Source organism: Sulfurimonas sp. (assembly GCF_050296975.1).
Taxonomy (GTDB): Bacteria; Campylobacterota; Campylobacteria; order Campylobacterales; family Sulfurimonadaceae; genus Sulfurimonas.
In genome coordinates this window covers 81,383-107,304 of record NZ_JBNKRX010000012.1, presented here as the reverse complement: position 1 = coordinate 107,304, position 25,922 = coordinate 81,383, and the positions used below count along the sequence as shown (strand labels likewise).

The following is a 25,922-nucleotide window of genomic DNA, read 5'->3' as shown; positions in this document are numbered from 1 at the left end:
AAAAAATTAAAAAAGTACTATGCTTTTAGTATGAATACAAACTACGAAAAAATCAAATCTGCCATAGAGTATCTGCACGATCATATTGATGAGCAACCTAATTTAAAAGAGGTTGCAAATTCGGTCGGTTTAAGTGAAACACATTTTCAAAGGGTTTTTTCTGCGTGGGCTGGGGTAAGTCCAAAGCGTTACTTACAAACTATTACCGTTGAACACGCAAAACAACTTTTGCAAGAGCAAAACTCTGCTTTGGATGTCTCTTTAACTTTGGGGCTCAGTAGTACTTCGAGGCTCCATGAACATTTTATAAATATCGAAGCGGTAACCCCTGGAGAATATAAAACAAAAGGGATTGGTTTAGAGATAGACTACGGTGTACACTCTACACCTTTTGGAGATGCTTTTATAGCGGTTACCAAACATGGGATTTGCAAACTCTCATTTGTTGAAGATGGGTATGAAAAAGAGCTGAAAGAGTTAGAGAAGATATGGAAAAATGCTACTTTAAAACATTCACAAACTAAAACAAAAGAGATGATCGAGAGAGTATTTGATCTGAAAAAAAGAGCAGATGCACCACTCTCGATCTTAGTTTATGGAACAAACTTTCAAGTGAGTGTTTGGAAGGCTCTTTTAAAGTTGCCATTTGGGAGTTTAAGCTCTTATGGCGAAATTGCAGTCAAAATAGGAAAACCAAAAGCTTCAAGAGCAGTTGGAAGTGCGATCGGACAAAATCCCATAGCATTTTTGATCCCTTGTCACAGGGTTATACAACAAAGTGGAAAAATCGGCGGGTATCGTTGGGGAGTGAGTAAAAAACATCTTATACATGCATGGGAGATGGCACGTTAAAAACAAGAGAAATAGTAATTTCACTATTTCTCTTATCATATTATTTATTACAAATAGGTTTCACTGTAGTAATGGATAGCATCTATTAAGAACTCAACCATCTTTGGGTGGTACGCGTTATGATAATTTTTCATATCTTCATTATCGTTGTAAAATAATCCCATCCCAATATATGCTTTTTTTGATGGTCTATAAAACTTACAAGCTATAGCATAGTGTTTTCCCATAAGCTTTTGAACTTCCTCATCTTCTGGTTTATTCGTGTCAATGAGTTGTGCGATATCTTTATACAAAAGATCCCATTCGTTATGTACCTTTTCTCTATCTACATGTTCCCAATTATTTGTTTGGGAAAGACTTTTTGTTTGTTCTGCCTGAAGTGCATCTCGACAAGAGTTTAAATATGCGTCATCTGTATTGTTAATCACTGTTTATACCTTATTATTGTGCATGTTGTTTAGCAAGAATGTTTTAAAAACATCTGCAACACAAAACCAACCTAAGGTGCTAACACCTTATCGTTCTCTACAATCATCATCCACCTCCAAATATAAAAATTGTCACCATAGTATCTTAAAAATACTTACAATTTAATAGTGCTTTGATATGGTAAAATACGTAAAAGTAGAAAGCTAAAAGGAAAATGATTTTGCAACTAAAGACAATCAAAATATATGCTATTTATATACTACTAAGTATTTTATCTTTATCTACATCCGCATTTGCATTGGAAGAGAACACTAAAATCGCTAACTTGTTTAAAAGTTCACAAACTAGTGGTACATTTGTTGTCTATGACGTAGAAAAAAAGAAGTTTACAGGTTATAACTATGCTCGTGCAAAAACAAGATATAGTCCTGCATCTACCTTTAAAATAGCTAACTCTTTGATAGGTCTTGCAACTAACAGTGTTAGTAGCGTTGATGATGTTTTGCCATACAAAGGGGATGAAAAACCATTAGTATCTGCGTGGAAACACGATATGGGTCTGCGACAGGCTATTAAAATTTCAAATGTCCCAATTTACCAAGAATTAGCACGTCGTATAGGTTTAAAGCAGATGAAAAAGGGTGTTATGAATTTAGAATATGGTAATCAAGAGATTGGAGAAAAAATTGATAGATTTTGGCTTGATGGACCACTAAAAATAAGTGCATTAGAACAAATAAAATTTTTAACCAAGCTTATTCAAAATAGCTTACCATTACAGAAGAAAATACAAGAAAGTGTTCGGGATATTTTAATGTTGGAGCAGGGTGAAAACTGGAAACTCTACGGAAAAACAGGTTGGCAAAATGCTCCAAATAGTGGAATAGGCTGGTTTGTTGGCTGGTTAGAAAAAGAGAACAAATTTTATGTATTTGCTTTAAATATGGATATAAATGAACCCTTAGATGCTAAAAAACGTGTGGAACTTACTAAAGAGAGTTTAAAATTTGTAGGATTAATACAATAACTATGGAACCCTTTAAAAATATATATAACGAAAAAGAGATCGTGAAACTGGCAAATGAGATAAAAAATGTTTATCCAGAATTTCAAAAAGATGCTTTTGTAAATTCACTTATAAATGAGGCTTGGGAAGCTAAAGAATTAAAAGAGCGTTTACGAGCTATCTCGTTGTCTTTAGGGGAGTTTTTAGATCAAGATTATCTAAAAGCTTTAGAGATTTTAAAGCAGGTACATACCAACTTTAGTGGACTTTTTCATCTAGTTTTTCCAGATTTTGTGGAGGTGTTTGGGTTAGAGCAATATGAAGCTTCGATCAAAGCTTTGAAACTCTTTACACCACAATGCACAAGTGAGTTTGCAGTACGCCCTTTTTTAGTGAAGTACCCAGAGTTTATAGAAGTTTTTAAAAGGTGGGCAGAGGATGAAAACGAACACATTAGACGACTAGCATCTGAGGGATGCCGTCCAAGACTTCCTTGGGGGATTGCACTTGGGGAGTATAAAAAAGATCCCACAAAAGTGTTAGAGGTGTTGGAGCTTTTAAAAGAAGATGAGAGTGAATATGTTAGAAAAAGTGTAGCAAACAATCTTAATGACATCTCAAAAGACAACCCTGCCATAGCAAAAGCAGTTTTTAAAAAGTGGTATGGAGATTCAAAACACACAAACTGGATCGTAAAACATGGATCAAGAACTCTTTTAAAAGCAGGTGAACAGGATGTACTAGAGCTTTTTGGATATAAAAGTGATGGGATCGAGGTTGCAAATTTACAAGCTGATCAGAGTGTACAGATGGGTGAATATCTAAACTTTTCATTTGATATATCTAGCAAAAAACCTCTAGGAAAATTACGCATTGAGTACAAGCTAGGACTTCTTAGACAAAACAATAAGATCAACTATAAAGTATTTAAAATCAGTGAACGAGAAGTCACAGATCGAGAGTTGAGTATAAAAAAATCTCATGCTTTTAAAGAGGTGACTACAAGAAAATATTATGATGGTATACATACTTTAACCATCGTGATAAATGGAAAAGAGTTTACAACTAGCAAGTTTGAATTAATAACTTAAAATCGAATTTTAATCCACTTGCACAGTTTGGTTACGTCCTGCTTCTTTAGCTTTGTAGAGAGCTTTGTCTATATCTACTATAAACGCTTCTAAAGAGACATCTTCTTTTGAGATACCAATACCTATACTTATAGTTAAGTTGTATTTTTGAAGTTTTTTATCCTCTTGAACAGCTAAACGCAGTTTTTCAGCAAATGTAAATCCTTGCGTGAGATCAGCATTTGGATAGATAATAAGAAACTCTTCACCTCCCCAGCGACCTATCGTGTCTGTGACTCTTGAGGAGTTTTTTAAGATTGTAGAAAAAAGTTGTAGAACTTCATCTCCTACTTGATGCCCATGTTGATCGTTGATACTTTTAAAATGATCCAAATCTAGCATCAATAACACAAAAGTATTGCCACCTCTTTTGAAGTTTTCATATTGAATATACAGTTCTTGATCTAGTTTATAACGGTTATAAAGACCTGTAAGAGGATCAGTAATAGACCTCTTAGAAGAGTCAATGTAAAGTTCATGTACTTTTTGATACTCCTCTTGTTTTCGTTGTAACATATTTTTATATGCTATTACGATAGGGATGATTGAGATAAAAAATAGTAAAAATGAGAAAAGAGTTTGCATAGTGTTTTGTTTTAAAACAGCATTAACATAAGAGATGTCCATATCAACACCTATAACATAAAGGTGTCCTTTTGCTGTTTGTATAGGTAGAACAATGGATCGATATGTCCCCCATCTATCACTATATATTGGTACATAAAAAGGTTTATATATTTTATTTGGTGTTATGTAGTCAGTACTTAAATGCTCAAAACTATTTTTTAAAGTAGCACTTGCATCAGGATAAGCTGTAAAATAATGAACTTCTGTATGCTCTTTTATCTCAGAAGCTAAAGCACTAGAGCTTGTTAGTTGAAATGTGCCGTTTTGATCACGTATGACAGTATAGAGAAATTTTGTACCTAATTGGTTATTGAGTTTTGTAAGGTTTCTAATATTTTGCATATCTTCTTGCGTACTAATTGAAGTAGCCAAGAGTGCCCTATCATGAAAATCATCTTCTAGTACAAAAGGAACTGCAACAGCTGCAGAGTAAAGTTGTTTGTCTATTTGAGCAATTAAACGATTTTTTTCGTAAAAATAGTTCCAGATTGAGTAGAGAGTTAAAATAGTAAGGGTAAATCCTACTGCCCCGACCATCTTTAGAGTTTCATTTTTCATAAAATTAAGTTAAAAACTTTATTCCTTCTTTTAGTGTTATATATCTTTCAAATGATAGTATAACATTTTAAAATGCTAGTAACTAAAAGATATTATGACTATGTTTATTTATTGAAATAGTTTTCTTATTTTATTAAAGAACATTGCTACTAAACCTTTGTAGTTTACTACCTCATGTATAAACGTATCATAATCAATATCTTGATTACGTAGATAGTTGAGTAAATACTCTTCAGATGCTTTAATTCCCTCTTTTTGTTCAATCTCTACAAGTTTTTGGTAAAGTGGCACTATTGTATCGATAGCTTGTTGTGGTACTGCACGTCTTATAGCAAGATATCCTTCAGGTGTTTTATGTATAGGATGATATCTAGTTTCAAATAAAGTAGTTACCCAGTAGTGTCTGCCATCTTTTGCTTTATTTTTAACGACTGCTAGTATATCTTTGTTTTGTTTTAATCTTTCCCACATGATCTTAAAAACAACCTTGGGCATATCTGGATGACGAATAATGTTGTGAGGAACTCCGATTAGTTCCTCTTCAGTATAACCACAAATTTCTAGAAAATATCTGTTAGCGTATTTAATATTTCCTTTTAGATCTGTTCTGCTCACTAAAGGTTTGATATCACTTAGTTTTATTGGATCTGACATTTGTAAGCCTTTAAAAAAATAGTATTAGTTAATTATCCCATTTATTCCTGCACGTAGAGATTTGGAGTGACCAATATAATGGACACCATCCAAGTAAAGCTGTGCCTAAGGGTATAATAAAAGCTACATTGGTTAGTATATATTCATAAACTATTCCAATTCTGAATGTTGTAGATATCCCCTTGGTAAAAAAGAATGGTATTTTTTGGAACTTCGATCCATGTTGAATCGTTCTTGACAAACTCTTGATCTTTTAGAGTTATTTTATTGTATGACATTTAAATATGATACACTTAAAATATGAAAACAAAACGAACCTCCTTTGAGAAAGACTCTACTTCAGAACATGCTGAACTCTTTTTAAATGTGCGAGACTTTATAAAAATCTGCATAGGCAATGATTCCAAAGAGAAATACAGCGAAAATATCACGACGTTTTACTCAAAAGAGGGAGGGTTTTGTTACATACGCGTCAAAGATGATTATGTCCATTTAGGTTGGTTTCGAGGTCGTCATATAGATGATAAATTTGGATTACTTTTTGGAAAAGGGAAAACTCTACGAGGTCAAAAAGTCTACAAATTAGATAAGCAAACACGAGAGGCTATAAAATACTATGTCAATGAAACTTTAATGTTTTTGTTTGAGCATAATGAGTTGATGAAACTAAAGAAGATAAAATGAGAGAAAATATAAAAAAGAAAATTATTGAAGTATGTAATGAAAAAATCAAGAAAAAAGGGGAGGGTGTTGGTGTGTCATTTTATGCTTTTTTTGCAAATAAAAATGATAACCCAGAACTTTTAATGGAAGTCGCTTCATGGTGGATCATGGAAAATAAATTTGATCATTTTGAAAAAGCTGTAAAAATTAAAAAAATAGTTGAAGAATGATAGAAGGCTAAAAATGGAAGATACAAAGATAAAAGAGAGTATAAAAAACACATTTGATGATGTTGCAAAAAGCTACGATACAAATAGACATTTTCATATATCTGCAAAAAAGTTGGTTGAGTTGGCAGAGGTTAATGAACCAAAAAATATTCTTGATCTCTCAACTGGTACTGGACATATCGCAATAGAACTCGCAAAAAAATTTCCAAATGCACAGATTCATGCTGTAGATATATCTGATGAGATGTTAAATATTGCACGAGTAAAAGCAAAAGAGTTAGGCTTGAAAAACATCACTTTTTATCTGCAAGATGTTGAGAATTTGGAGTTTGAAGGTATAGAGTTTGATTTAGTAACATGTGGATATGGACTGTTTTTTTACCCAAATATGGATGATGTGTTTTGCGATATTTGTAAAAGAGTTAAAGATGATGGATTATTTATATTTTCTACATTTACTGACAATGCGTTTCAACCCTATGTCAAAATATTTTTAGATATGTTACAAGAGGGGTATAACATTGCCCCACCTGATAGAATTGAAAAACGACAATTAAATTCACATGAAGAGATAAAGCAGTTTTCATCGCAAGTATCACATAAAGGTTTAGTTGTACACGATGTTAATATACGCTTTGCAATGGATATAGATGAGTGGTGGAGTTTAATACAAACTACGGGGTTTAGCGGATTGTTAACGCAATTGGATAAAAATTTTGAGCAGTTTGAAAAAGAGTATTTTAAGCATTTAAAAACACTTCATCAAGATAATGCTATAGATTTTAATGCAGATAGTTTGATCTCTGTTGTCAAGGTATAGAAAGTGAAAAATATACTCAACTACATCAAAGTAAATGACACTATCTCAACCTCAGGTCAACCAACAAAAGAGCAGTTTAAAGCTATAGCAAAAGAGGGATTTGATGTGGTAATCAATCTTGCGATGCACAACAGAGGTGCGCTTAAAGAGGAAGATAAAATAGTCTCTAAAAACAATATGGTCTATTATCATATCCCTATCACTTGGGAAAAACCTGAGATTGAGAGATTAGAGCTTTTTTTAGCTACACTCAAAATGTTGCAAAAACAAAATAAAAAAGTGTTTATCCATTGTATTAAAAATTACAGAGCTTCAGTATTTGTCTACAAATATAAAAAACATATTCTTAAAGAAAAAGATACTCAATTGATTGCTCCAAAAGGGTACAAGCCAAATGAGGTTTGGCAAAAGGTTATGAAAGCAAAAATATGAAAATAATAATCCCAGATTTTTTACAGCAAAACAATCTTTTAAAAAGTGTAGATACCCTTTCATTTGCCAAATATGTCAACTATACACCACTCACTAAAACAAGTATCCAAATAAATAGCAATGTACTCATCTATGTTACAAAAGGGAGTAAGATTTTACACTTTCCAAATTATGAAAAAACTATACAAGCAGGGGATATTTTATTTTTAAAAAGTGGTCATTACATCATGAGTGAAGTGTTAGATGAGTCTTATGAAGCGTTGATGTTTTTTTATAGCGATACACTTTTAAATGAGTTTATTAAAAAATATGACCTTGCATTTGAACAAATTAAAAAGTCAAGTGAAGAGATATTTATTGTCTCTTCAAATAGTTATCTTCAAAGTAGATTATTATCGGTGATGCCTTACTTTGAGCAAAACTTAAAAGATGAAAAAATTATTGTGCTAAAACTTGAAGAGATGTTTTTAAACCTTTTAAACAGCGATAAAGAGTTTAAAAATTTTCTTCAATACCTGCAAGATAGTGAGAGTGGATTTAAAACAAATGTGGAGCAAAATTACGAGAAGTTTGATTCTATACAAGAGTTGGCAAAGCATTTTAAAATGAGTGAGTTAAACTTCAGAACAAAATTTAAAAAGGTGTTTGGAACTACTCCAAAAAAATGGATACTTTCACAAAAACTTGCAAAAGCAAAAACACTTTTAGAACATACTGATCTAAATGCCAGTGAAGTATGTCGTGAAGTTGGATTTGAAAATATCTCATGGTTTATACAAAGTTTTAAAAAAGAGTTTGGTTGCACTCCAAAACAACAAAAACTGATAAAAATATGATAAAAACTTATAGAAAACAGTTTTGATTTTTTATATAATTATTAAAAATCAAGGAGAAAACAATGTTTAAAAAAATTTTGTTTGGATTGACACTTAGTGTTTCAGTTTTATTTGCTGATGGATTTACACTTGTCAGTGATGATCTTAGTGGGCAACTGACTAACGATCAAGTGTTTAATGGTTTTGGATGTAGCGGGAAAAATATCTCTCCTGCCCTGTCTTGGAAAAATGCTCCAAAAGGTACAAAAAGTTTTGCTATAACTATGTATGATAAAGATGCACCAACTGGTAGTGGTTGGTGGCATTGGGTAGTGTTTGATATCCCTACAAATGTAACAAGTTTACCAAAAAATAGTGGAGATGTTTTGGAAAACCTTATGCCAAAAGGTGCTATTCAAAGTGTAACTGATTTTGGAAAAAGTGGTTATGGAGGTGCTTGTCCGCCTGTAGGGCATGGTGCACATCAGTATGTTATCACAATTTATGCTTTGGATGTTGATACATTAGGACTTGATGCAAATGCAAAAGCTGCACTTGTAGGTTTTATGTTAAATGCACATACATTAAGTAAAGCTTCCGTTATTGCATATTATGGAAGATAAATCATTTTTCTTAATCTTATGCTAAAATAAGACATATTTCTCTACAAAGGAGAAAACATGTTTTTAGATACTACAAAAGCAGTATTATGTGATATTGGTGGGGTGTTATATGTTGGCAACACCCCGATAGATGGTGCAATTGAAGCAATCACCAAAATAAAAGAGCATTATCCTATCCGCTTTATTACAAACACTACCCAAAAAACAGGTTCACAAGTAGTTGAAAAACTTCAAGAGTTAGGGTTTGATATAACTGAAGACGAAGTAATTACTGCTTTAGATATGACAAAACTGTTTTTACAAAACCACCAAAGTAACGCCGAGTTTTTACTTACTGATAATGTTATGGATTTTTTTGATTCACTCAAAGAATTTCCTACACATTATGTAGTTGTGGGTGATGCACAGCATAACTTTAGTTATGAAAATCTCAATTCTGCTTTTAGAGCTTTACTTAAAGGTTCTCAGCTTGTAGCAGTGGCAAACAATCGTTACTTTAAAGATAATGATAACGAACTTAGTATGGATGCTGGGTGTTTTGTCAGTGCCTTAGAGTATGCAAGTGGACAAAAAGCAGAGCTTATTGGAAAACCCTCAAAAGAGTTTTATCATTTAGCAGCTGCATCTTTGGGTGTGACACCGAGTGAGTGTGTGATGATTGGAGATGATATCGAGGGAGATGTTTTAGGTGCACAAGAAGCAGGGATTGTTGGTGTACTTGTAAAAACGGGAAAGTTTGTTGATGCAGACTTGCAAAAAGGTATAGCACCTGATTTGATTCTTGAATCTATCGCACATTTATAGTTGTTAAGATAGTTCTTCGTAGTAAACTATAGAGTAGTTACTTACCTACTTATATTCCAATAGATAATTGATTTTAGAGAAAGTAAAAAACAAGATAGTATAAAATGATAATGAGTATCAGTATGATTTAAGAATAGTTCCTGTAGTATTATGATAATTATTATCATAAATGATATAAGATGAGAAAAATTGGTTTTATAAAATGTAATGATACAACCAAAGAGATTTTGCCAAAAACGTATAAGGTGAATCAAATTGAAAAACGAAGAAAAATGTTTTGTACACTGATTAATCAGTATCTCTCAAAACATTCTCAATTTGATTTAAATAAAACTGATCAATTTAACTATTCTTTATTAGAGATATTTGAACAGAGGATAGTAGGGCTGTTTCAGTTTCATCGATGGAGACCTGAGAGTCCCCAAAAAGTACTCAAGATATATCATAAAGAATCTTTGCTTTTTCAACAATATTTCAAGCAAAGCAAAGTACATAAAATGAGATACTTAAGTCGAGGTTCATTGTTTGATTCAGAGTTTCAACTTCTTGTCGGGTATGAACATCCTGCAGCTGAATTGATACAGTTGATTTTTAATGGAAAAGAGATATCTATGATGCTTGATCTTGACGCACTTTTTACACAAACTGTATATCAAAGGATCAAAAGAGAAAAAGATAAGAAAGTAACTCTTGATGCCCCGTATATACACATTGATCAAAAAGGTGTGAGAACAAGTATATACCCTAGATGGAAAAAAGTGGACAAAAGCTCTATGAATCTACGTAAAGATGACATAGAAGAAGGGTTTGAACAATTACAAAACAAGGAGGTAGACCAGTGTTACTTGGTGTATCCAAAAACAGATAATTTTCAAAAACATATAACAGTGATGAATCAGTCAAAAGAGAAAGAGATCAAAATGATTCCATACTCATTTACATTTTGCACAAGGGAGAGAAAAAGATGCAAAAAATAGGTTTATTTTACGCAAGTTCAACAGGAAATACAAAAGGCGCGGCCAAGATGATAAAAGAACAACTTGGTGATGCTGAGATAACAATGTACGATATTGCAAGTTGTTCACAAGAGGATATGAATCAATACGACTATCTCATAATAGGTACTTCTACTTGGGGTGAAGGCGATTTACAAGATGATTTAGAAGAGTTTTTCCCAAAATTGGAAGCGATTGACTTCTCGACAAAAACAGTAGCTTTGTTTGGATTTGGTGATCAAGAACAGTATTGCGATTATTATCTTGATGCTATGGGAATTTTATATGAAGCTGTAGTAAAGCAAGGTGCAAAAGTTGTTGGTTCTTGGCCTACGGATGGATATGGTTATGAAGAGTCAAAAGCAGTTGTAGATGGAGAATTTGTAGGTTTAGCTCTTGATGCTGATAATCAGGATGACATGACAAATGAGCGTATAAGTATGTGGGCACAACAGATCGCTCCTTACTTTAAGGTTGCATAATGAAAGGAGTAAATCATATGAAAAAAACGATACCTTTTATAGTTATATCCGCATTATTGCTTTTTAGTGCTTGTGGAGATAGCAATAAAGATAATACAGATAGCACTAATCCAGTCTTGCAAACAAGTGTAGCAGAGCTTGTACACACTTCTCAATATACATTTAGTGGTACAATATCTGATAATGAAGCTGTAGCAAGTGCACAGTTGATTTTTAATGGAGTAGAAGAAGATGTAGATATCAACAGTAGCGGTGCTTTTTCTGTAACAAAAAAGTTAAATCCAGGGAGCAATACGTATAAGGTCATAGCTACTGATACTCAAAATAATACTACCCAAGTAGAGGGGTCGATTTATCAAGGTTACACTGTTGCAGCAGGTGGGTCTCATTCAGGAGCTATAGTTGATGGTTCACTATACACATGGGGGAGAAATAACTATGCTCAAACAGGACTTGGGTATAACTCTGAATCAGATGAGGAAAGTTTAGGAGAGCATCCCTTAGCACCTATGAAGTTGACAATGCCTCAAACAACACCACTTGCTTCTTTGTCCTTTAACCAAAACTACTCTTTAGCATTAGATACAGAGGGAAATTTATGGAGTTGGGGGTACAACAAGTATGGTGAGCTAGGACGAGGTGATGTTGATGATAACTGCTCTTTGACAGGGAGTAGCCCATGTTCAAAGTCACCAGCATTGGTAGATATTACAGATGTAAGGATGGTTACAGCTGGTTATTCTCACGTACTTGCATTAAAATCTGATGGAACTTTATGGGCGTGGGGTACAAATAGTGATGGAGAACTTGGAAATACAGATGCTAATACTACTCAAAACACACCAGTTCAAGTTGATATCAATGAGAGTATCAATATAGTACAAATCAGTGCAGGATCAGATTTTTCTATGGTTCTTGATGATCAAGGTGGTTTATGGGGATGGGGAAAAAACAATTACGGTCAGATGGGGCTTGATGAGAACCATACTGATGATCAACTCACACCTGTACAGATATCGTTTCCAGCTGATGTAAAAATAAAATCAGTCGCAACAGGCAAAGGACATGTCCTTGCACTTACAACTGAGAATGAAGTGTATGGATGGGGACTAAACGCATCGAGTCAGATTGGGTATTATGGATACCAGTATAAAGAGGATGAAAACAACTCTTGGAACAGATATGAATATACCCCAAGATTAGTTTTGGAAAATAATGAATCCAATCCTGTCATTGAAGTATATGCAAATGGAAATTCAAGTTATATTGTTCGAGCAGATCAAAAAATTTATCCATGGGGTCAATTTGGCGAGACTGTTGAAGAGGATAATGAAACAAAACAGAGTTATACGAACCTTGATTATCCAGAGGACAAGTACACCCAGGTAGAGAATATTAAAGATGTTGCAGCAGGTGCATTACATATTGTTGCTATTCAAGAGGATGAGACTGTATTTACTTTTAAATGGAGTTTTGAAGGTTCTTTAGGTGGTGGTGAAACAACACTTGATAAATGGTTTTATAACTATCCTGTAAAGCCTATTTTTTCAGAACAATGAAACGTGTACAAAGTATATCAGCAGCAATCTTTATAGTTGTTGCTATGAGTGGGTGTGGTAGTAGTGATGAAGAAAAAGTAGAATCGATTACTTGGTATCCACCTGCTGGAAATGCAACGATATCAAGCGATACTTCAACTCCATTTTTAGAGATTCTTGACAATATCAGTGCGGATGAAATTGGCACAGTTTCTCAAGGTAGAGAGTTGTTTTTAGCAAAGTGGGAAGTTGCCCCAAACTCTAGAGAGACTTTGGATGGTCTTGGTCCACTTTATAATGCTGATTCTTGTTTCGATTGCCATATTAGTGATGGACGGGTAGCACCTTATAAGGAAGATGGGACAGTTGATAACTCTTTCTTGTTTCGTACAAGTGATGCAAGTGGTAATGCACACCCTATCTATGGTGGACAATTGCAAACTCACTCTACAGTTGAGTTTGAAGAGGAGGCACAGATCAGTTGGGAAGATGAAAATGGCACAATAGAGTTTTCATCTTCCCCTGATCTCTCTCAAGAGGGATTTGATATAAGTGGAAGGATTGCTCCACAACTTTTAGGGATGGGGCTACTTGATCTTGTAGAGGAGGAAACTATTTTAGAATATGAAGACCCAGATGATAGCGATAATGATGGAATATCTGGACGAGCTCACTGGGTAATTGAAGAGAACCAAACGAAAGTTGGAAGATTTGGCTGGAAAGCGATTAACTCAACTCTACGTACTCAAAATGCTGGTGCTATGTTTCAAGATATGGGGCTCACTTCCTCTGTAAATATGCAAGAGAATTGTACAGAGAATCAAGATGTATGTGAAGAGGAGGAGAACGGTGGTTCACCAGAGGTAAGCGAAGCTTCTCTTGGAGCAATCGTAAACTTTATGACAGCTCTTGGGGTACCTGATAGAAGAGTAGATAATCAAGAAAATTTTGATAAAGGTGCTACCTTGTTTAGCTCTATAGGTTGTGCAAAGTGTCATCGAGAAACTATGCGAACTGGAACAAGTGATAAATTTGCGAGGTTATCCAATCAGCTGATATATCCATATACAGACTTGCTTTTGCACGATATGGGAGATGATTTAGCTGATGAAGTAATAGAAAAAAATGCTACAGGTAGAGAGTTTAGAACTTCTCCACTTTGGGGAATTGGTTTTGTAGCACAAAAAGATGGTGCACGGTTTTTACATGATGGTAGGGCACAAACGATTAAAGAAGCGATTTTATACCACGGGGGTGAGGCACAGAATGCAAAAGAGAAGTTTGAGCAATTAAGTAGCTCTGAAATGCAAAATTTATTAGAGTTTGTACAGGGGATATAACTTTAGTATAATACTAATAAATATTATCTCAAAAGAAAAGCAATGGTTTTATACATTCACGGTTTTGGAAGTAGTGGGCAAGGTGCAAAAGCAAAACTTTTCAGGGAGCATTTTAAAGATAGAGGTGAAAAGTTCTTAGCACCTTCACTCTCTTTTATCCCTGAACTGGCAATCTCTACACTCGAAGAGATTATAGAGATGTGTAAAGATGAAGAGATAGTGTTGATGGGTTCATCACTTGGTGGATATTATGCGATCTATTTAAGCCAAAAATATAATCTTAAAACAGTACTTATAAATCCTTCTATTAAGCCATATGAGACACTTAAAAAAATGGTTGGAGAAAATCAAAGTTTTTTTAACAACCATTTCTCATTTCATTGGAGTGAGGCACAAGTTGAGAGCTTAAAAAAGTTTAGTGTAAAGATAAAAGATAAAAACAATTACTTTCTTTTAGTTTCCACGGGGGATGAAGTACTTGATTATCGTGAAGCAGTAGCCAAGTTGAAAGGTTCACAGATGATTATTCATGATGGATCAGATCATGGATTTTTAGAGGTGTCAAAACATTTAGATACCATAGATGAGTTTCTAAAACATTCGCTATAGTTTTTTGCAGTCTCTATTCTTTGTTGTGTGAGTGGATGGGTTGACATATACTCCTCCACAGCACTCTCTGAAGTGCTATTTTGCTCCATGTTTTCTTTCATATATACTTGCATTTTATCCATAATAGTAGCAAATGCTATAGGGTCAATATTGTTCTCTAACATCGTTTGAAATGCAAAGTTGTCTGCACTAGTTTCATGTTCTCTTGAGTATTGAAGATTTACAAGCATAGAGCCTAGACCAGCTCCCATATCTGCCATGCCGCTTGTATCGCCAAGAGCTATCATTACACTAACAGATATAAAAGTACCCTCTACAAGCATTTGAAGAGAATCTCTATGGATAACATGCCCAACCTCATGTAAAAGAATTGCATCTATTTCAGTATCGTTTTCACAAAGCTCAACAAATTTATCTGTTAAAACAATCTCACCAGATGGAAGAGCCATTGCATTTGGTAGACTAAGGTTACCATCTTTTAAAAGTCTAAAATTTAAATGGTAATGGTATTGATCTTTATCTGGTAAAAGCGGCAAAAGTGTTTTACGAAAATGTTGAGCGATATGTACTTGTTTATCAAGAGGTATTTTTGATGGTTTAAAAAGAAGCTTATCTAAAATTTTCATTGATTGTTCAGTTAAGATTGTATTTGTCTCATTTGGCAGAGCGAACGCAATCTTTTTACTAAAATAAGGGATACCAAAATCTATAAATACATAAACGCTTATAATGAGTAAAACAAAAGAGAGAAGAACATAGCGGAGTTTAGATTCCAAGATATGTAAAAATCGATTTGCTTTTTTATGTTGATGAAAAAATCTATCTATTTCATCATGTGCATCAGAGGTAAAAAGAGAGCCATCTTCAAGAATGATTTTGCGCGTAATGTTGCCAAGTCGATCATCCAGTTTTAAAGAACTAAGTGGTGCTTTATGGCGTATTTCATCTTCTACAATAAGCGTATAATCATTCTCGTCAAAATGTAAGATAGCACTATGTTGTTTAGCACTATCTCTTGCATACCAATGCCCCTGAAGTTGCAACTTTAAAAACCTATACCTACATCAACATCAAAAGCATCTCCTATTTGATCTCCAATGGCAGATGTTTGTGCCTGGGCTTGTGAGATATACTCATCAAAACCATGCGAAGTATCAATATGTGTATTTGTTAAAACAACTTTTGCCGCTCTTACTTTTGCCCAAGGTGCACCAAAGCCTAGTGTAAAAAGTACTAAAAAGAAGTTTGAAAAAACGACCCACATATATGTAGAACCTTTGAGTGTTGATGCAAATTTAATTTTCTCATCAAAAAGAGTATTATCGTAGATATATTTACGGTAGAGTGCAAAAGAGTAAGCATTGACAAGAAGGATGATAAATATCATTCCGATATAAAGCGCACCAATCATAGCAAACACTACACTTGCCCCTTCTCTTCCTTGTTCAGGGTTTTTTAAACTTTCACTTGCCGCTTGAAGTGCTTCTAAACCAACTGTAGCAGAGACAATAATACCTGCAATAATGAATAAAACAAGCATTAAAGCTAAACCAATACCCATAACTTTTGCGGAGATTTTACTTAACTCTTTGATATTGAGATTAGCTATAAACTTTCCTTGTCCATAGTTAGTATTGTTTATAAAAAACTCTGAATTTCTTTTTTTGAAAAAAGCGAAAGTGAAAATAACAAAAGCAAATACCCCTATAACTCCTATAATTCCAAGGATATAATGAAGTGCAAATAACCCTCCAGCTATCATTGCTGATATGATAAATATGCCATAAAATGCCATAGGTAAGAGTAAGAGGTTTATATATGCTTCGGAAAAATTTTTGTTAAAACTGAAACGAACATTTGAAAAACTTGTCATTTTAAAGTTAAACATCATACTTTTAACAACAATCCAAGGGATAAAAATAAAAAGTATGAGCATAAAGACACTTCCAGCAGGTGGAAACACTTGGCTGATTGCAACATAAGCTATAAATAGAATTAACGCGACAAGATAACTTAAAAATATTTGCTTACCAACAGCATGATACTCAAAGTTTCTCTCCCCTAAAACAGAGTTCCCATAAAAATATCTGTTGCGTCTAACTTTTGCCCATGGGTAGTATAACCCTAGTGTTAAGATGATTAATAAAGCATTGACAATCCATATCTTAAAGTACTCTGTACCACTCCCTTTAAACTCTAAAGATTTCATCATTCCCCCAATAAAAATGAATTTTATTGGAGTGTATCATATTAAATATTTAATTTTGTTTATATTGATTCTAGCTTCGTGTAACTAGTTTATGCTCTTTAATCTTTTTGATCAGATTTGCAAGCATAGAAGTTCTTTCTTGTTCATCTTTTATAGTTGATTTCGCACTAAGATTAAAACTCTCCATTTTTTTATCGAGGTAACTTGTGTTAAAAGTTCCCGCTTTGAAATCGTTATCACGTACGATCTCTCTGTGAAGAGATATATTAGTAGCAAAACCATCAATATTGTACTCATCTAGTGCACGTCTAGCTTTTTTTACAACACCTTCCCAGTCAAGAGCCCAAACGATCAGTTTTCCGATCATAGAGTCATAGTTGGAAGGCACTTCATAACCATCATAAGCACTTGTGTCAAGTCTTACACCTGGACCACCTGGAGTTAAGTAGTTTGTTATTGTTCCAGTTGATGGCATAAAGTTCATTTGAGGATTTTCTGCGTTTATACGAAACTCGATCGCATATCCGCGGAATTTGATCTCCTCTTGCAAAAATTGTAGTTTGTCACCCTCAGCTATTTCGATCATTCTTTGAATGATGTCCACACCTGAGATCACTTCGGTGACAGGGTGCTCAACTTGTACCCTTGTATTCATCTCTATAAAGTATATATTGTCAGATTCATCTACTAAAAACTCTACAGTACCAACGCTTTCATATCCTAAACGGAACATCGCTTTTGTCGATACGCGGTAAAGTTCTTTTCTTACACTCTCATTGAGACGAGGAGATGGTGCTATTTCGATCACCTTTTGGTGGCGGCGTTGAATTGAACAGTCACGCTCGCCCAAGTGAAGTACATTCCCAAATTTATCTGCAATTATTTGTACTTCAATATGACGAGGATTTTGCACATATTTTTCAATAAATACGTCCCCTTTACCAAAGTATTTTAGCGCTTCGTTCGTAGCTGATTCAAATGCGTTTGAGAATTCTTTGGCAGTTTTTACAATTCTCATGCCACGACCACCACCACCAAAAGCAGCTTTAATGATCACGGGAAAGCCGATCTCTTTAGCAATTTTCTCCCCGTCAGTTTTATCAGTAATAGGCGTATCGGTTCCCTCTAGCACTGGAACGCCGATCTCTTTCATAGCAACCTTAGAAGCCATTTTATCCCCAAAAAGTTTTATATGTTCAGCCTTGGGACCTATAAAAATGATGCCATTGTTTTCACAAGCTTCAGCGAACTCTGCGCTTTCACTTAAAAATCCATACCCTGGATGGATAGCATCACAATCAGCTTTTTTTGCCATAGAGATAATTCTCTCATAGTTTAGGTACGCTTCAACAGGATTACCCATGATTGGATAACACTCATCTGCTTTTTTTACCCATACACCATCAACATCAACCTCTGAGAACACAACTACACTTGTGATCTCAAGCTCTTTACATGCACGGATGATGCGTAGGGCAATCTCACCTCTATTTGCAATCAAAACTTTGGAAATTGTTTTCATTCTTTTTTCTCCAATAGAAAAATAACAGCATCATTATAATTTTTCAAAAGTTACAATTCTTCACTTATTTTGTCTCAAAAATTATCTATTTTTGTTCTAAAAATTACTTATTAGTGTTAAAATAATTCTCATGAAACGAGATACACTAGATCATAAGATAAAAATTACCAACGATATAATGTTTTACATCTACACAAATATTGATACCGATATAAATATGGATGAGTTAGCACAACACTATGGAATCTCTAAATTTTATATGCATAAAATTTTTAAAGAGGTGTTTGATCGAAACATATACGAAACTGTAAAGTCAATACGTCTACAAAAAGCATCGAATCTTTTATTGACAAACAGATACTCAACGATCTCTGAAGTTGCCAATGCTTGTGGATACTCTTCACAAACCTCATTTATACGGGCATTTAAAGAGCGTTTTTCTATGACACCGAAAGTTTGGAGAAAGGGTGGTTACTTAGAGTACTCAAATAAAATTGTGGATCACTCACTCAAAATTAGAAACTCAACTATTACCATAGATAACTTTGATGATCTAGTGCCAACTATTGTAAAAATGCCCCAGAGACAAGCGTATTATATTCGTCATCAAGGCTATAATGATGCGATCAAACAAGCATGGCAAAAGATTCAAACGTGGATATACTCAAATAATTTAGAGGAGTATGATCAGATAAGTTTGTACCATGATAACCCATCGATTACATCTTTAGAAGATTGTCAGTACGTAGCATGTGTAGTTGATAAAAAAGATCAAACTTTAGAAAATAGTAGACTTCCAAAATTTACTATTGCAAGTGGAGTGTATGCAAAGTTTACATTAGAGGGTGCTTGTGGGGATCTATTGCGTTTTATTCAGTGGGTATATCATGAGTGGTTGCCAAGAAACGAATATGAAACAACAACAAAGCCACCATATGCACTCTATAGAAAAAATAAGTATCTTACTGAAGATGGGAACTTTGATCTAGACTTTTATATATCTATCAAATATTAAAGTGTAGTATTTCAATAACAAAAAAGAAAGATTAGAGATGAAAACATACTATTATGTACATACAGGTCATAGAATAGGCTTAGATAGATTTCGTAGAGCTGCGGCAGCGTTAAAGTGTTTAGAAGCAGATATTACACTATTATGTAGTGATTTTAGAATAGCACAAGAAGCAAGAAGTTTTGGAATTGATAAAGCCGTAGGAATAGATGTAGTTCGCAACATTGCCAATATTGCCCAAAAAGGGGATCAACTTATCTTAGATAGTGCAGAAGTAAATCCTATAATGTTAGAAGATATGAAAAACTTTTTTTCAAAACTTTATATAGTAGAAAATGATACGATCGTTATAGCAGATAAATATTTTGAAAAACAAGAAAAATCAGTTGCAATTTCTTACTTTTTTGGTGATGATGACTATGAGAAAGACTTAGTTAAAAATTTAAGTTTTATTCAAGAATTGAACCCAAATTTACAACTTGGGTACTATTATTTCTTAGATTATGAAGCACAACTCCAAAAAACTTTTAAACATTGTTATGAATTTGAAGAGTATGATGAGATGATTATGCAGACAAATATTTTGATTACTGCTTCTCCTCAAGCAGTGCTAGAATCACTGGCATCTGGTGGAAAACCTATATATTTTCAAAGAGAAGATTACACGAATGATTTTCAAGAGCAATTTGAAAAATTAGGAATTCCAGTTATTAAAAATTATGATAAAAGTGCACTACTAACACTTATAAATCACATTAATGAGATAAAATACGAGCAAATTACTCCAAACTGCTACAATTTTTCACGTTTACTAAAAGAAAACTTAATTTTATAAATAATTAAAACTTATTTGGGATATAATAAGGCTTTAAAATTCACAAAAAAGTGAGCGAATAATGAAAGATAGTAGCCGTAGAGGTTTTATGGGGAAAGCATTTGGTGCTGTTGCAGGCGTTGGGGCTGTAGCATCTCTTTATGCAATGAAAAAAAGTTGGGATCCACTTCCAAGTGTAAAAGCAGCTGGTTTTACAACACTTGATATGTCTGCATATAAAGACAATGAGTTAGTAACTGAAAAATGGCGTGGTAAGCCAATCTTCGTTTTAAAATATACTCCAGAAATGATTGCACAGTTAGACGATAAACAAAAATCACGTAGTGTTACAGTGAATGGTGAGGATTTTATGGTGTGTTTAGGTTTATGTACGCACCTTGGTTGTATCCCTGGATATGATCCAGATGAAAAATCTTTCCTTTGTGCATGTCATGGTGGTATGTATGATTTTACAGGTGATGTTACAAAAGCTCCACCACCACGTGGACTTGACATTCCTCCATTTAAAATAGATGGGAATAAACTTGTACTTGGTGAAGAGGGACCTGAGTATAAAAAGATGAAAGAAACTGGCGTAACGCTATAATTTAGGGGAGATAAATGGCACATTTTACAAAAGCAACTAGTCTTCGCGATTGGATGAATCAACGTTTAGCTGTTGATACTGTTCGTCGTGTAATGGCTACAGAATATTGGATCCCAAAAAATATTAACTTTTTATGGGCAATGGGGATGATCCTTGCAGTAACTTTTGGGTTACTTTTAGTATCTGGAATTTTCTTACTTATGTATTATCAACCAAATGTAGCTACTGCATTTGATAGTGTTAACTACACAATTATGACTGAGGTTGAGTTTGGATGGTTATGGAGACATATTCACGGTGTAGCTGCATCGGTAGTTTTCTTGATTATTTACATTCACATGTTTACAGGTATCTACTACGGTTCATATAAAAAGGGACGTGAGATGATCTGGATCTCTGGTATGTTATTGTTCGTAACTTTCTCAGCAGAGGCTTTCTCGGGTTACATGCTTCCATGGGGACAAATGTCTTACTGGGCTGGTATGGTTATCACTAACTTATTTGCTGGTGGATCATTACACGCTGATGGTTTAGTTGAGTGGATTCGTGGGGATTATGTACCTGCACAAGCATTCTTAAACCGTTTCTTCATGTTACATGTACTTTTATTACCGTTGGCTATTTTAGGTCTTATCGGTCTTCATTTTGCTGCACTTCGTATCCCTCACGTAAATAACCAAGATGGTGAAGAGATCGATTTTGAAGCTGAAGCTGCAAAATATAAAGCTGGTGACAAAGCTGGTTCAAAAGTTATTGCTTTTGCTAACGACTTTATGTCAAAAGATATGATGGTTGTAGGCATCTACTTAATCTTCTTCTTTTACCTAGTGTTCTTCCATTATGACTTTGCAATGGACCCAGTAAACTTTGACCCTGCTGATGGTCTTAAGACTCCAGCTCACATCTATCCTGAGTGGTATTTCTTATGGTCGTATGAAATTTTACGTCCGTTCCCAACTGATCCAGGTTTAGTTGCATTTGGTTTTGCTCAAGTTATTTTCATGTTATTACCATTCTTAGATAGAAGTCCAAATACTGTTCCAGCAAGTCGTAGAGGTGCGTTTAATATTTGGTTCTGGGTATTACTAATAGATATGATTATACTTACTGCAATGGGTAAATTACCACCTGAAGGTATTTTTAGTACTATTGGTTTAGTAGCAGCAATTACGTTTATCGTACTTTGGATATTACTACCAATCATCACTAAAAAAGAAAAAGTGTTATAGGAGAATATGATGAAAGAACTTAAAATATTAGTAGTTGTAGTATTCTTTACTCTTGTAACTTACTACTTAGTTGAGCCATTCGCTCACTCGCAAATGCACAAACATGTAGAGAGTGAAGGTTTTGAATATAAAGATTTACCTGAAGTAACTAAACAAGGTGATGTGACTCGTGGTCAAGAGTTAGTAATGGGTGCTGGAGCTTGTCTTGGTTGTCACTCTATGGAAGTAGCTGGTATGCCAGCTCCAATGGATCCTGTAACTGCTGCACAAAGTTATGGTGTAAATCCACCTGATCTTTCAAATGCTGGTGCTGTATATGATGCAAAATTCTTAGCAGCACTTATCCAAAATCCTGCTCACGCTTTAATGGTTGAGCATAAATTTGACGCTGAAAAAGGTCAAATGCACCCAATGGTAGCATTTTATGGTGCTGGTGGTGATTTAGAGCAAGAAGTAGCAGATATGGTTGCTTACTTACAATCTGTTGCAGTGAAAAAAGAAGAGTTAACATCTGAGCAAGCTTTTGAATTAGCTTGTGGTAGATGTCATGCTAACCATTATGCTTCTTGGACACAACTTGGTCAAAAACCAGTATTCAAAAAAGAGCAAGACGAGTTAAAATACAAAGCTGATGTACTTGATTACCAAGATAGCCTAAAAGCGTATATGGGTAAACTTCCACCAGATTTAAGTATTTACATTCGTTCACGTGGTGCTCACTACATTGAAACATTTGTAGAAAATCCACAAAACTACCTAAAAGGTACTGCAATGCCACGTGTTGGTGTTAACGAACACGCAATGGAAAAAGTGATCGAGTATCTTGAAGATTCTGGTGATGCTAAACGTACTGAGAGAGCTGAAGTTGGTAAAAATGTAATGATCTTTATCATTATCTTCGCAGTATTTGCTATCCTTTGGAAAAAAGCTGTTTGGAGAGACCTTCATTAGATAGTCCGCAAAGTGAAGTAATTCACTTTGCTTCGCTTACGCCGCTGTAGCGACTGAAGCTTTGCCCATTCGGGCAAGAAATCACTTCCTTTGATAACTACCATTTATACAATTTATCCCTTTTAAATATTTCACAACTTATTTACAACTTACAAGTTTCATTTTGCTATAATGCGCGCATGAGATTTAGAGAACTAAAAAAACAAAAAAAGATCGAAAACAAAACAGAAAATACAAAAACAATAAACTACGCAACATACCCAGATAGGGTAAAAGCATTTATAGTAGATATGTTTATGATCTATACACCTATCTTATACTTTATTGCATATGTAGTTATGGGCTCAAAAGATGAGTTTCAATCTTCTCAGTTGGCACCTTTTTTAGCAGTATCTATTTATGGTTTGATTTACGCTGTATTGGTTGCAAAATTTGGGCAAACTCCAGGGAAAAAAGCGTATCTTATTAAAATTGTCGATGATAAAACACAGAAAAATATTTCGGTTTTTAGAGCATTATGTAGATTTATAATGTTTTTAGTCTCTACTACAATTCTTTTGGGACTATTAACCCCTTTTTATAGAAAAGATAAAAAAGCACTGCATGATATAGTGTGTGGTACGATAGAGATCCAAGTAAAAGAAAATACAAATCAGTTAGGAACATAAATGCTCGTAGATAGCTATGATAGAGTAGTTGATTATATCCGTGTATCAGTTACGGAGAGATGTAATTTTAGATGCAACTACTGTATGCCAGAAAAACCGTTTTCATGGGTACCAAAAGAGAATTTACTCTCATTTGAGGAGATGTTTGAATTTTTAAAAGTGGCTATGGATGAGGGGGTAAAAAAGATTCGCATTACTGGTGGTGAGCCACTACTTCGTGCTGATCTAAATCAATTTATTAAGATGATTTACGACTACAAGCCAGATGTAGACCTTGCAATGACAACAAATGCTTATTTACTTAAAGGGTGTGCACAAAAATTAAAAGATGCAGGACTACAACGTCTTAATGTAAGTATAGATTCACTTAAACCAGAAGTAGCGCAAAAGATCGCTCAAAAAGATGTCTTAGCGACTGTTTTAGAGGGTGTTGAAGAGGCACTTAGAGTTGGTCTTAAAGTAAAAGTAAATATGGTTCCTATGAAGGGGATCAACTCCGATGAAATTATAGATTTACTAGAATACTGTAAAGAACGTGGCATGACTATCCGCTTTATTGAGTATATGGAAAACAGACATGCAGATGAGAAGATTGAGGGGTTAAAATCGGACGAACTTTTAAGTATTATCGCTCAAAAGTATAGTTTTAAAGATGAAGGCTTTGATGGACATTCACCATCACACTATTATATATTAGAAAATGGATATGAGTTTGGGATTATTGAGCCGTATGAAGATGATTTTTGTAAGCAGTGTAATCGTATCCGTTTAACAGCAGAGGGTCATCTTATCCCGTGTTTATACTTTGATGAAGCAATGAGTATTGCTGAGTTTGTAAAACGTGGCGATATTAAAGGTGCAGCATTAGTTCTTAAAGAAGTTGTGAAAAACAAACCTGAGAAAAATCGTTGGGGTGGAGAAGATGATGAAGTTTCCACACGTGCTTTTTATGAGACTGGCGGATGATTTACTTAGTTGAACACTTTTACTCTATACAAGGCGAAGGGCGTTATGTAGGTACGCCTAGTTTGTTTTTTCGTTTTGGTGGATGCAATCTAAAGTGTGAAGGTTTTGGCTGTGTGGAAGAAGCGCAAAATGGAGCTAAAGTAATTGGATGTGACACTGTTTATGCAGTAAATAAAGAGCATTTTGCCCACTCTTGGATCGAGATAACGCAAGTGGAGCAACTGTTAAAAGTTTTTGAACTTTATGAGTTTCCTGAGGAGCTAGATGTAGTACTCACTGGTGGTGAGCCACTTATTTATGCAAAAGATCCTTTGTTTATAACTTTTTTAGAGACACTCACAAAAAACAATCACCGCATAACTTTTGAAACAAATGCAACGATAGATGTTGATTTTGAAAAATACCCAGTATATAAAGAGTGTGTATTTGCACTCTCTGTTAAGCTTGAAAATTCAGGTGAGAGCGTTTCAAAAAGAGTAAAAGGGGATATTATCAATTCCCTAGCGTCTAATGCAAAAGATGCTTTTTTTAAGTTCTCGATCGATGAAGATTCGATCACGGCTGCACTTGATGAAGAGATAGAGCAGATTATAATTCACTCACCAAAAACAGCGGTGTATTGTATGCCATTGGGTGGAAATAAAGCAGATGTAGAGAAAAATACCTTGCCCTTAATTGAGTACTGTAAAAATAAAGGTTATAATTTTAGTGATAGGTTGCATATTAGAATTTGGGATGAGAACAAAGGGGTATAATGATAATTCGTAAACTATTCAAATTTGAAAATGCTCATATTGTTCGTGGATGCTCAAGTGTGAAATGCCGATCTTCTGTGCATGGGCACTCATACAAAGTTGAAATTTTATTTGAATCGAACTTTTTAGATAACGGGCAGATGGTTTATGATTTTGGTTTGATGAAGCAAAATATCAAAGACCTTATTGAATCTTTCGATCATGCAATCACCCTTTGGAATGGAGATAGTGCAGAGTATATTTCTGACATGAAAAAACACTCTTCTCGTTGGGTAGAGTTGCCTGTTTCTCCATCAGCTGAACAGTTTGCACGTGTTATCTTTTTACTTATTGACACTCTTTTAAAACAAACAAAAGGTATCAATGGAGAAAAAGAGGTAAAACTGCATAGTATTATTGTTCATGAAACAGATACAGGCTACGCTCAGGCCTTTAGAGAAGATGCTTACAATATACAAATGGGTGAAATAAAACTCCAAGACATTGTATTTTCCAAAGAAGTTATAGAAAAGTTTGCAGATAATAAACTTTTTGAAAAACTAAAAAATGGTACAATGTTTATAAATCCAGAGTCGGTGTAAG

32 protein-coding genes are annotated in these 25,922 nt (G+C 34.3%); 24 read left to right on the top strand and 8 right to left on the bottom strand.

The window, feature by feature from the left end; translation table 11 throughout:
* Positions 1-30 precede the first annotated feature (30 nt).
* Positions 31-852: a methylated-DNA--[protein]-cysteine S-methyltransferase gene (locus ACQY56_RS04055; RefSeq protein ID WP_428738798.1), complete on the top strand. Its 822-nt coding sequence runs from the start codon at positions 31-33 to the stop codon at positions 850-852.
* A 47-nt stretch (positions 853-899) separates the two neighbouring features.
* On the opposite strand, the gene ACQY56_RS04050 is transcribed toward ACQY56_RS04055, so the two are convergent.
* Positions 900-1,280, bottom strand: coding sequence for a TipAS antibiotic-recognition domain-containing protein (locus ACQY56_RS04050; RefSeq protein ID WP_428738799.1), 381 nt, complete (start codon positions 1,278-1,280; stop codon positions 900-902).
* Positions 1,281-1,501: 221 nt separating this feature from the next.
* Here ACQY56_RS04050 and blaOXA point away from each other — a divergent pair, with 221 nt between their 5' ends.
* Complete coding sequence (gene blaOXA, locus ACQY56_RS04045) at positions 1,502-2,308, top strand: class D beta-lactamase (RefSeq protein WP_428738800.1); 807 nt, start codon at positions 1,502-1,504, stop codon at positions 2,306-2,308.
* A 2-nt stretch (positions 2,309-2,310) separates the two neighbouring features.
* Positions 2,311-3,378, top strand: coding sequence for a DNA alkylation repair protein (locus tag ACQY56_RS04040; RefSeq protein ID WP_428738801.1), 1,068 nt, complete (start codon positions 2,311-2,313; stop codon positions 3,376-3,378).
* A gap of 9 nt (positions 3,379-3,387) precedes the next feature.
* On the opposite strand, the gene ACQY56_RS04035 is transcribed toward ACQY56_RS04040, so the two are convergent.
* The 4 genes from ACQY56_RS04035 to ACQY56_RS04020 all read right to left on the bottom strand — a co-directional run bounded on the left by ACQY56_RS04035 (position 3,388) and on the right by ACQY56_RS04020 (position 5,534).
* A complete protein-coding gene (locus tag ACQY56_RS04035) occupies positions 3,388-4,602 on the bottom strand; it encodes a GGDEF domain-containing protein (protein ID WP_428738802.1) in 1,215 nt (404 codons plus the stop codon).
* Positions 4,603-4,710: 108 nt separating this feature from the next.
* Positions 4,711-5,256, bottom strand: a complete 546-nt coding sequence (locus tag ACQY56_RS04030) for a PAS domain-containing protein (RefSeq protein ID WP_428738803.1) — start codon at positions 5,254-5,256, stop codon at positions 4,711-4,713.
* A 28-nt stretch (positions 5,257-5,284) separates the two neighbouring features.
* Positions 5,285-5,395, bottom strand: a complete 111-nt coding sequence (locus ACQY56_RS04025) for a YgaP family membrane protein (protein WP_428743730.1) — start codon at positions 5,393-5,395, stop codon at positions 5,285-5,287.
* Positions 5,396-5,399: 4 nt separating this feature from the next.
* Positions 5,400-5,534 carry a hypothetical protein gene (locus ACQY56_RS04020; RefSeq protein ID WP_428738856.1) on the bottom strand — a complete coding sequence of 45 codons (135 nt, stop codon included), beginning with the start codon at positions 5,532-5,534 and terminating at the stop codon, positions 5,400-5,402.
* Between the two features lie 22 nt (positions 5,535-5,556).
* Between ACQY56_RS04020 and ACQY56_RS04015 the strand changes: the two genes are divergently transcribed.
* The 12 genes from ACQY56_RS04015 (at position 5,557) to ACQY56_RS03960 (ending at position 14,607) form a co-directional block, all read left to right on the top strand.
* Positions 5,557-5,940 (top strand): hypothetical protein, encoded by a 384-nt coding sequence (locus ACQY56_RS04015; protein WP_428738804.1) that lies wholly within the window; start codon positions 5,557-5,559, stop codon positions 5,938-5,940.
* Positions 5,937-6,149 (top strand): DUF6500 family protein, encoded by a 213-nt coding sequence (locus ACQY56_RS04010; RefSeq protein ID WP_428738805.1) that lies wholly within the window; start codon positions 5,937-5,939, stop codon positions 6,147-6,149. The genes ACQY56_RS04015 and ACQY56_RS04010 overlap by 4 nt, the downstream gene beginning before the upstream one ends.
* Positions 6,150-6,162: 13 nt before the next feature.
* Positions 6,163-6,969 (top strand): class I SAM-dependent methyltransferase, encoded by an 807-nt coding sequence (locus ACQY56_RS04005; RefSeq protein WP_428738806.1) that lies wholly within the window; start codon positions 6,163-6,165, stop codon positions 6,967-6,969.
* A gap of 3 nt (positions 6,970-6,972) precedes the next feature.
* The gene (locus ACQY56_RS04000) at positions 6,973-7,401 is read left to right on the top strand and encodes a protein tyrosine phosphatase family protein (protein ID WP_428738807.1); all 429 of its coding nucleotides are present in this window, start codon (positions 6,973-6,975) and stop codon (positions 7,399-7,401) included.
* A complete protein-coding gene (locus tag ACQY56_RS03995; protein ID WP_428738808.1) occupies positions 7,398-8,237 on the top strand; it encodes a helix-turn-helix transcriptional regulator in 840 nt (279 codons plus the stop codon). The genes ACQY56_RS04000 and ACQY56_RS03995 overlap by 4 nt, the downstream gene beginning before the upstream one ends.
* 62 nt (positions 8,238-8,299) lie before the next feature.
* The gene (locus tag ACQY56_RS03990) at positions 8,300-8,839 is read left to right on the top strand and encodes a YbhB/YbcL family Raf kinase inhibitor-like protein (protein ID WP_428738809.1); all 540 of its coding nucleotides are present in this window, start codon (positions 8,300-8,302) and stop codon (positions 8,837-8,839) included.
* A gap of 57 nt (positions 8,840-8,896) precedes the next feature.
* Positions 8,897-9,643: a TIGR01458 family HAD-type hydrolase gene (locus tag ACQY56_RS03985; RefSeq protein ID WP_428738810.1), complete on the top strand. Its 747-nt coding sequence runs from the start codon at positions 8,897-8,899 to the stop codon at positions 9,641-9,643.
* Between the two features lie 179 nt (positions 9,644-9,822).
* Positions 9,823-10,620, top strand: a complete 798-nt coding sequence (locus ACQY56_RS03980) for a hypothetical protein (protein ID WP_428738811.1) — start codon at positions 9,823-9,825, stop codon at positions 10,618-10,620.
* Complete coding sequence (locus ACQY56_RS03975; RefSeq protein ID WP_428738812.1) at positions 10,608-11,120, top strand: flavodoxin; 513 nt, start codon at positions 10,608-10,610, stop codon at positions 11,118-11,120. Before ACQY56_RS03980 ends, ACQY56_RS03975 begins: the two co-directional genes overlap by 13 nt.
* A 17-nt stretch (positions 11,121-11,137) precedes the next feature.
* Entirely contained in the window at positions 11,138-12,679 is a 1,542-nt protein-coding gene (locus tag ACQY56_RS03970) for a hypothetical protein (protein WP_428738813.1), read from the top strand.
* Positions 12,676-13,998, top strand: a complete 1,323-nt coding sequence (locus ACQY56_RS03965) for a di-heme oxidoredictase family protein (protein WP_428738814.1) — start codon at positions 12,676-12,678, stop codon at positions 13,996-13,998. Before ACQY56_RS03970 ends, ACQY56_RS03965 begins: the two co-directional genes overlap by 4 nt.
* Positions 13,999-14,040: 42 nt before the next feature.
* Positions 14,041-14,607: a YqiA/YcfP family alpha/beta fold hydrolase gene (locus ACQY56_RS03960; RefSeq protein ID WP_428738815.1), complete on the top strand. Its 567-nt coding sequence runs from the start codon at positions 14,041-14,043 to the stop codon at positions 14,605-14,607.
* On the opposite strand, the gene ACQY56_RS03955 is transcribed toward ACQY56_RS03960, so the two are convergent.
* The 3 genes from ACQY56_RS03955 to ACQY56_RS03945 all read right to left on the bottom strand — a co-directional run bounded on the left by ACQY56_RS03955 (position 14,541) and on the right by ACQY56_RS03945 (position 18,338).
* On the bottom strand, positions 14,541-15,650 hold the full coding sequence (locus ACQY56_RS03955; RefSeq protein WP_428738816.1) for a M48 family metallopeptidase: 1,110 nt from the start codon (positions 15,648-15,650) through the stop codon (positions 14,541-14,543). The two genes, ACQY56_RS03960 and ACQY56_RS03955, sit on opposite strands and share 67 nt — an antisense overlap.
* A 2-nt stretch (positions 15,651-15,652) precedes the next feature.
* Entirely contained in the window at positions 15,653-16,816 is a 1,164-nt protein-coding gene (locus ACQY56_RS03950) for a YjgN family protein (protein ID WP_428738817.1), read from the bottom strand.
* 70 nt (positions 16,817-16,886) lie between these two features.
* Positions 16,887-18,338, bottom strand: a complete 1,452-nt coding sequence (locus tag ACQY56_RS03945) for an acetyl-CoA carboxylase biotin carboxylase subunit (RefSeq protein WP_428738818.1) — start codon at positions 18,336-18,338, stop codon at positions 16,887-16,889.
* Positions 18,339-18,468: 130 nt separating this feature from the next.
* On the opposite strand from ACQY56_RS03945, the gene ACQY56_RS03940 reads away from it, so the two are divergent.
* From ACQY56_RS03940 to ACQY56_RS03900, 9 genes are all read left to right on the top strand, one after another.
* Positions 18,469-19,353 carry an AraC family transcriptional regulator gene (locus tag ACQY56_RS03940; RefSeq protein WP_428738819.1) on the top strand — a complete coding sequence of 295 codons (885 nt, stop codon included), beginning with the start codon at positions 18,469-18,471 and terminating at the stop codon, positions 19,351-19,353.
* A 37-nt stretch (positions 19,354-19,390) separates the two neighbouring features.
* Positions 19,391-20,185 (top strand): hypothetical protein, encoded by a 795-nt coding sequence (locus ACQY56_RS03935; RefSeq protein WP_428738820.1) that lies wholly within the window; start codon positions 19,391-19,393, stop codon positions 20,183-20,185.
* A gap of 58 nt (positions 20,186-20,243) precedes the next feature.
* The gene (gene petA, locus ACQY56_RS03930; protein ID WP_428738855.1) at positions 20,244-20,771 is read left to right on the top strand and encodes a ubiquinol-cytochrome c reductase iron-sulfur subunit; all 528 of its coding nucleotides are present in this window, start codon (positions 20,244-20,246) and stop codon (positions 20,769-20,771) included.
* A 14-nt stretch (positions 20,772-20,785) separates the two neighbouring features.
* Positions 20,786-22,000 carry a cytochrome b gene (locus ACQY56_RS03925; RefSeq protein ID WP_428738821.1) on the top strand — a complete coding sequence of 405 codons (1,215 nt, stop codon included), beginning with the start codon at positions 20,786-20,788 and terminating at the stop codon, positions 21,998-22,000.
* Positions 22,001-22,009: 9 nt separating this feature from the next.
* Positions 22,010-22,951 (top strand): c-type cytochrome, encoded by a 942-nt coding sequence (locus tag ACQY56_RS03920; protein WP_428738822.1) that lies wholly within the window; start codon positions 22,010-22,012, stop codon positions 22,949-22,951.
* A gap of 179 nt (positions 22,952-23,130) precedes the next feature.
* Positions 23,131-23,619, top strand: a complete 489-nt coding sequence (locus tag ACQY56_RS03915; protein WP_428738823.1) for an RDD family protein — start codon at positions 23,131-23,133, stop codon at positions 23,617-23,619.
* Positions 23,620-24,585, top strand: a complete 966-nt coding sequence (gene moaA, locus ACQY56_RS03910) for a GTP 3',8-cyclase MoaA (protein WP_428738824.1) — start codon at positions 23,620-23,622, stop codon at positions 24,583-24,585. It begins immediately after the preceding gene.
* Positions 24,582-25,340, top strand: a complete 759-nt coding sequence (locus ACQY56_RS03905) for a 7-carboxy-7-deazaguanine synthase QueE (RefSeq protein ID WP_428738825.1) — start codon at positions 24,582-24,584, stop codon at positions 25,338-25,340. The genes moaA and ACQY56_RS03905 overlap by 4 nt, the downstream gene beginning before the upstream one ends.
* On the top strand, positions 25,340-25,921 hold the full coding sequence (locus tag ACQY56_RS03900; RefSeq protein WP_428738826.1) for a 6-pyruvoyl trahydropterin synthase family protein: 582 nt from the start codon (positions 25,340-25,342) through the stop codon (positions 25,919-25,921). Before ACQY56_RS03905 ends, ACQY56_RS03900 begins: the two co-directional genes overlap by 1 nt.
* Position 25,922 lies beyond the last annotated feature (1 nt).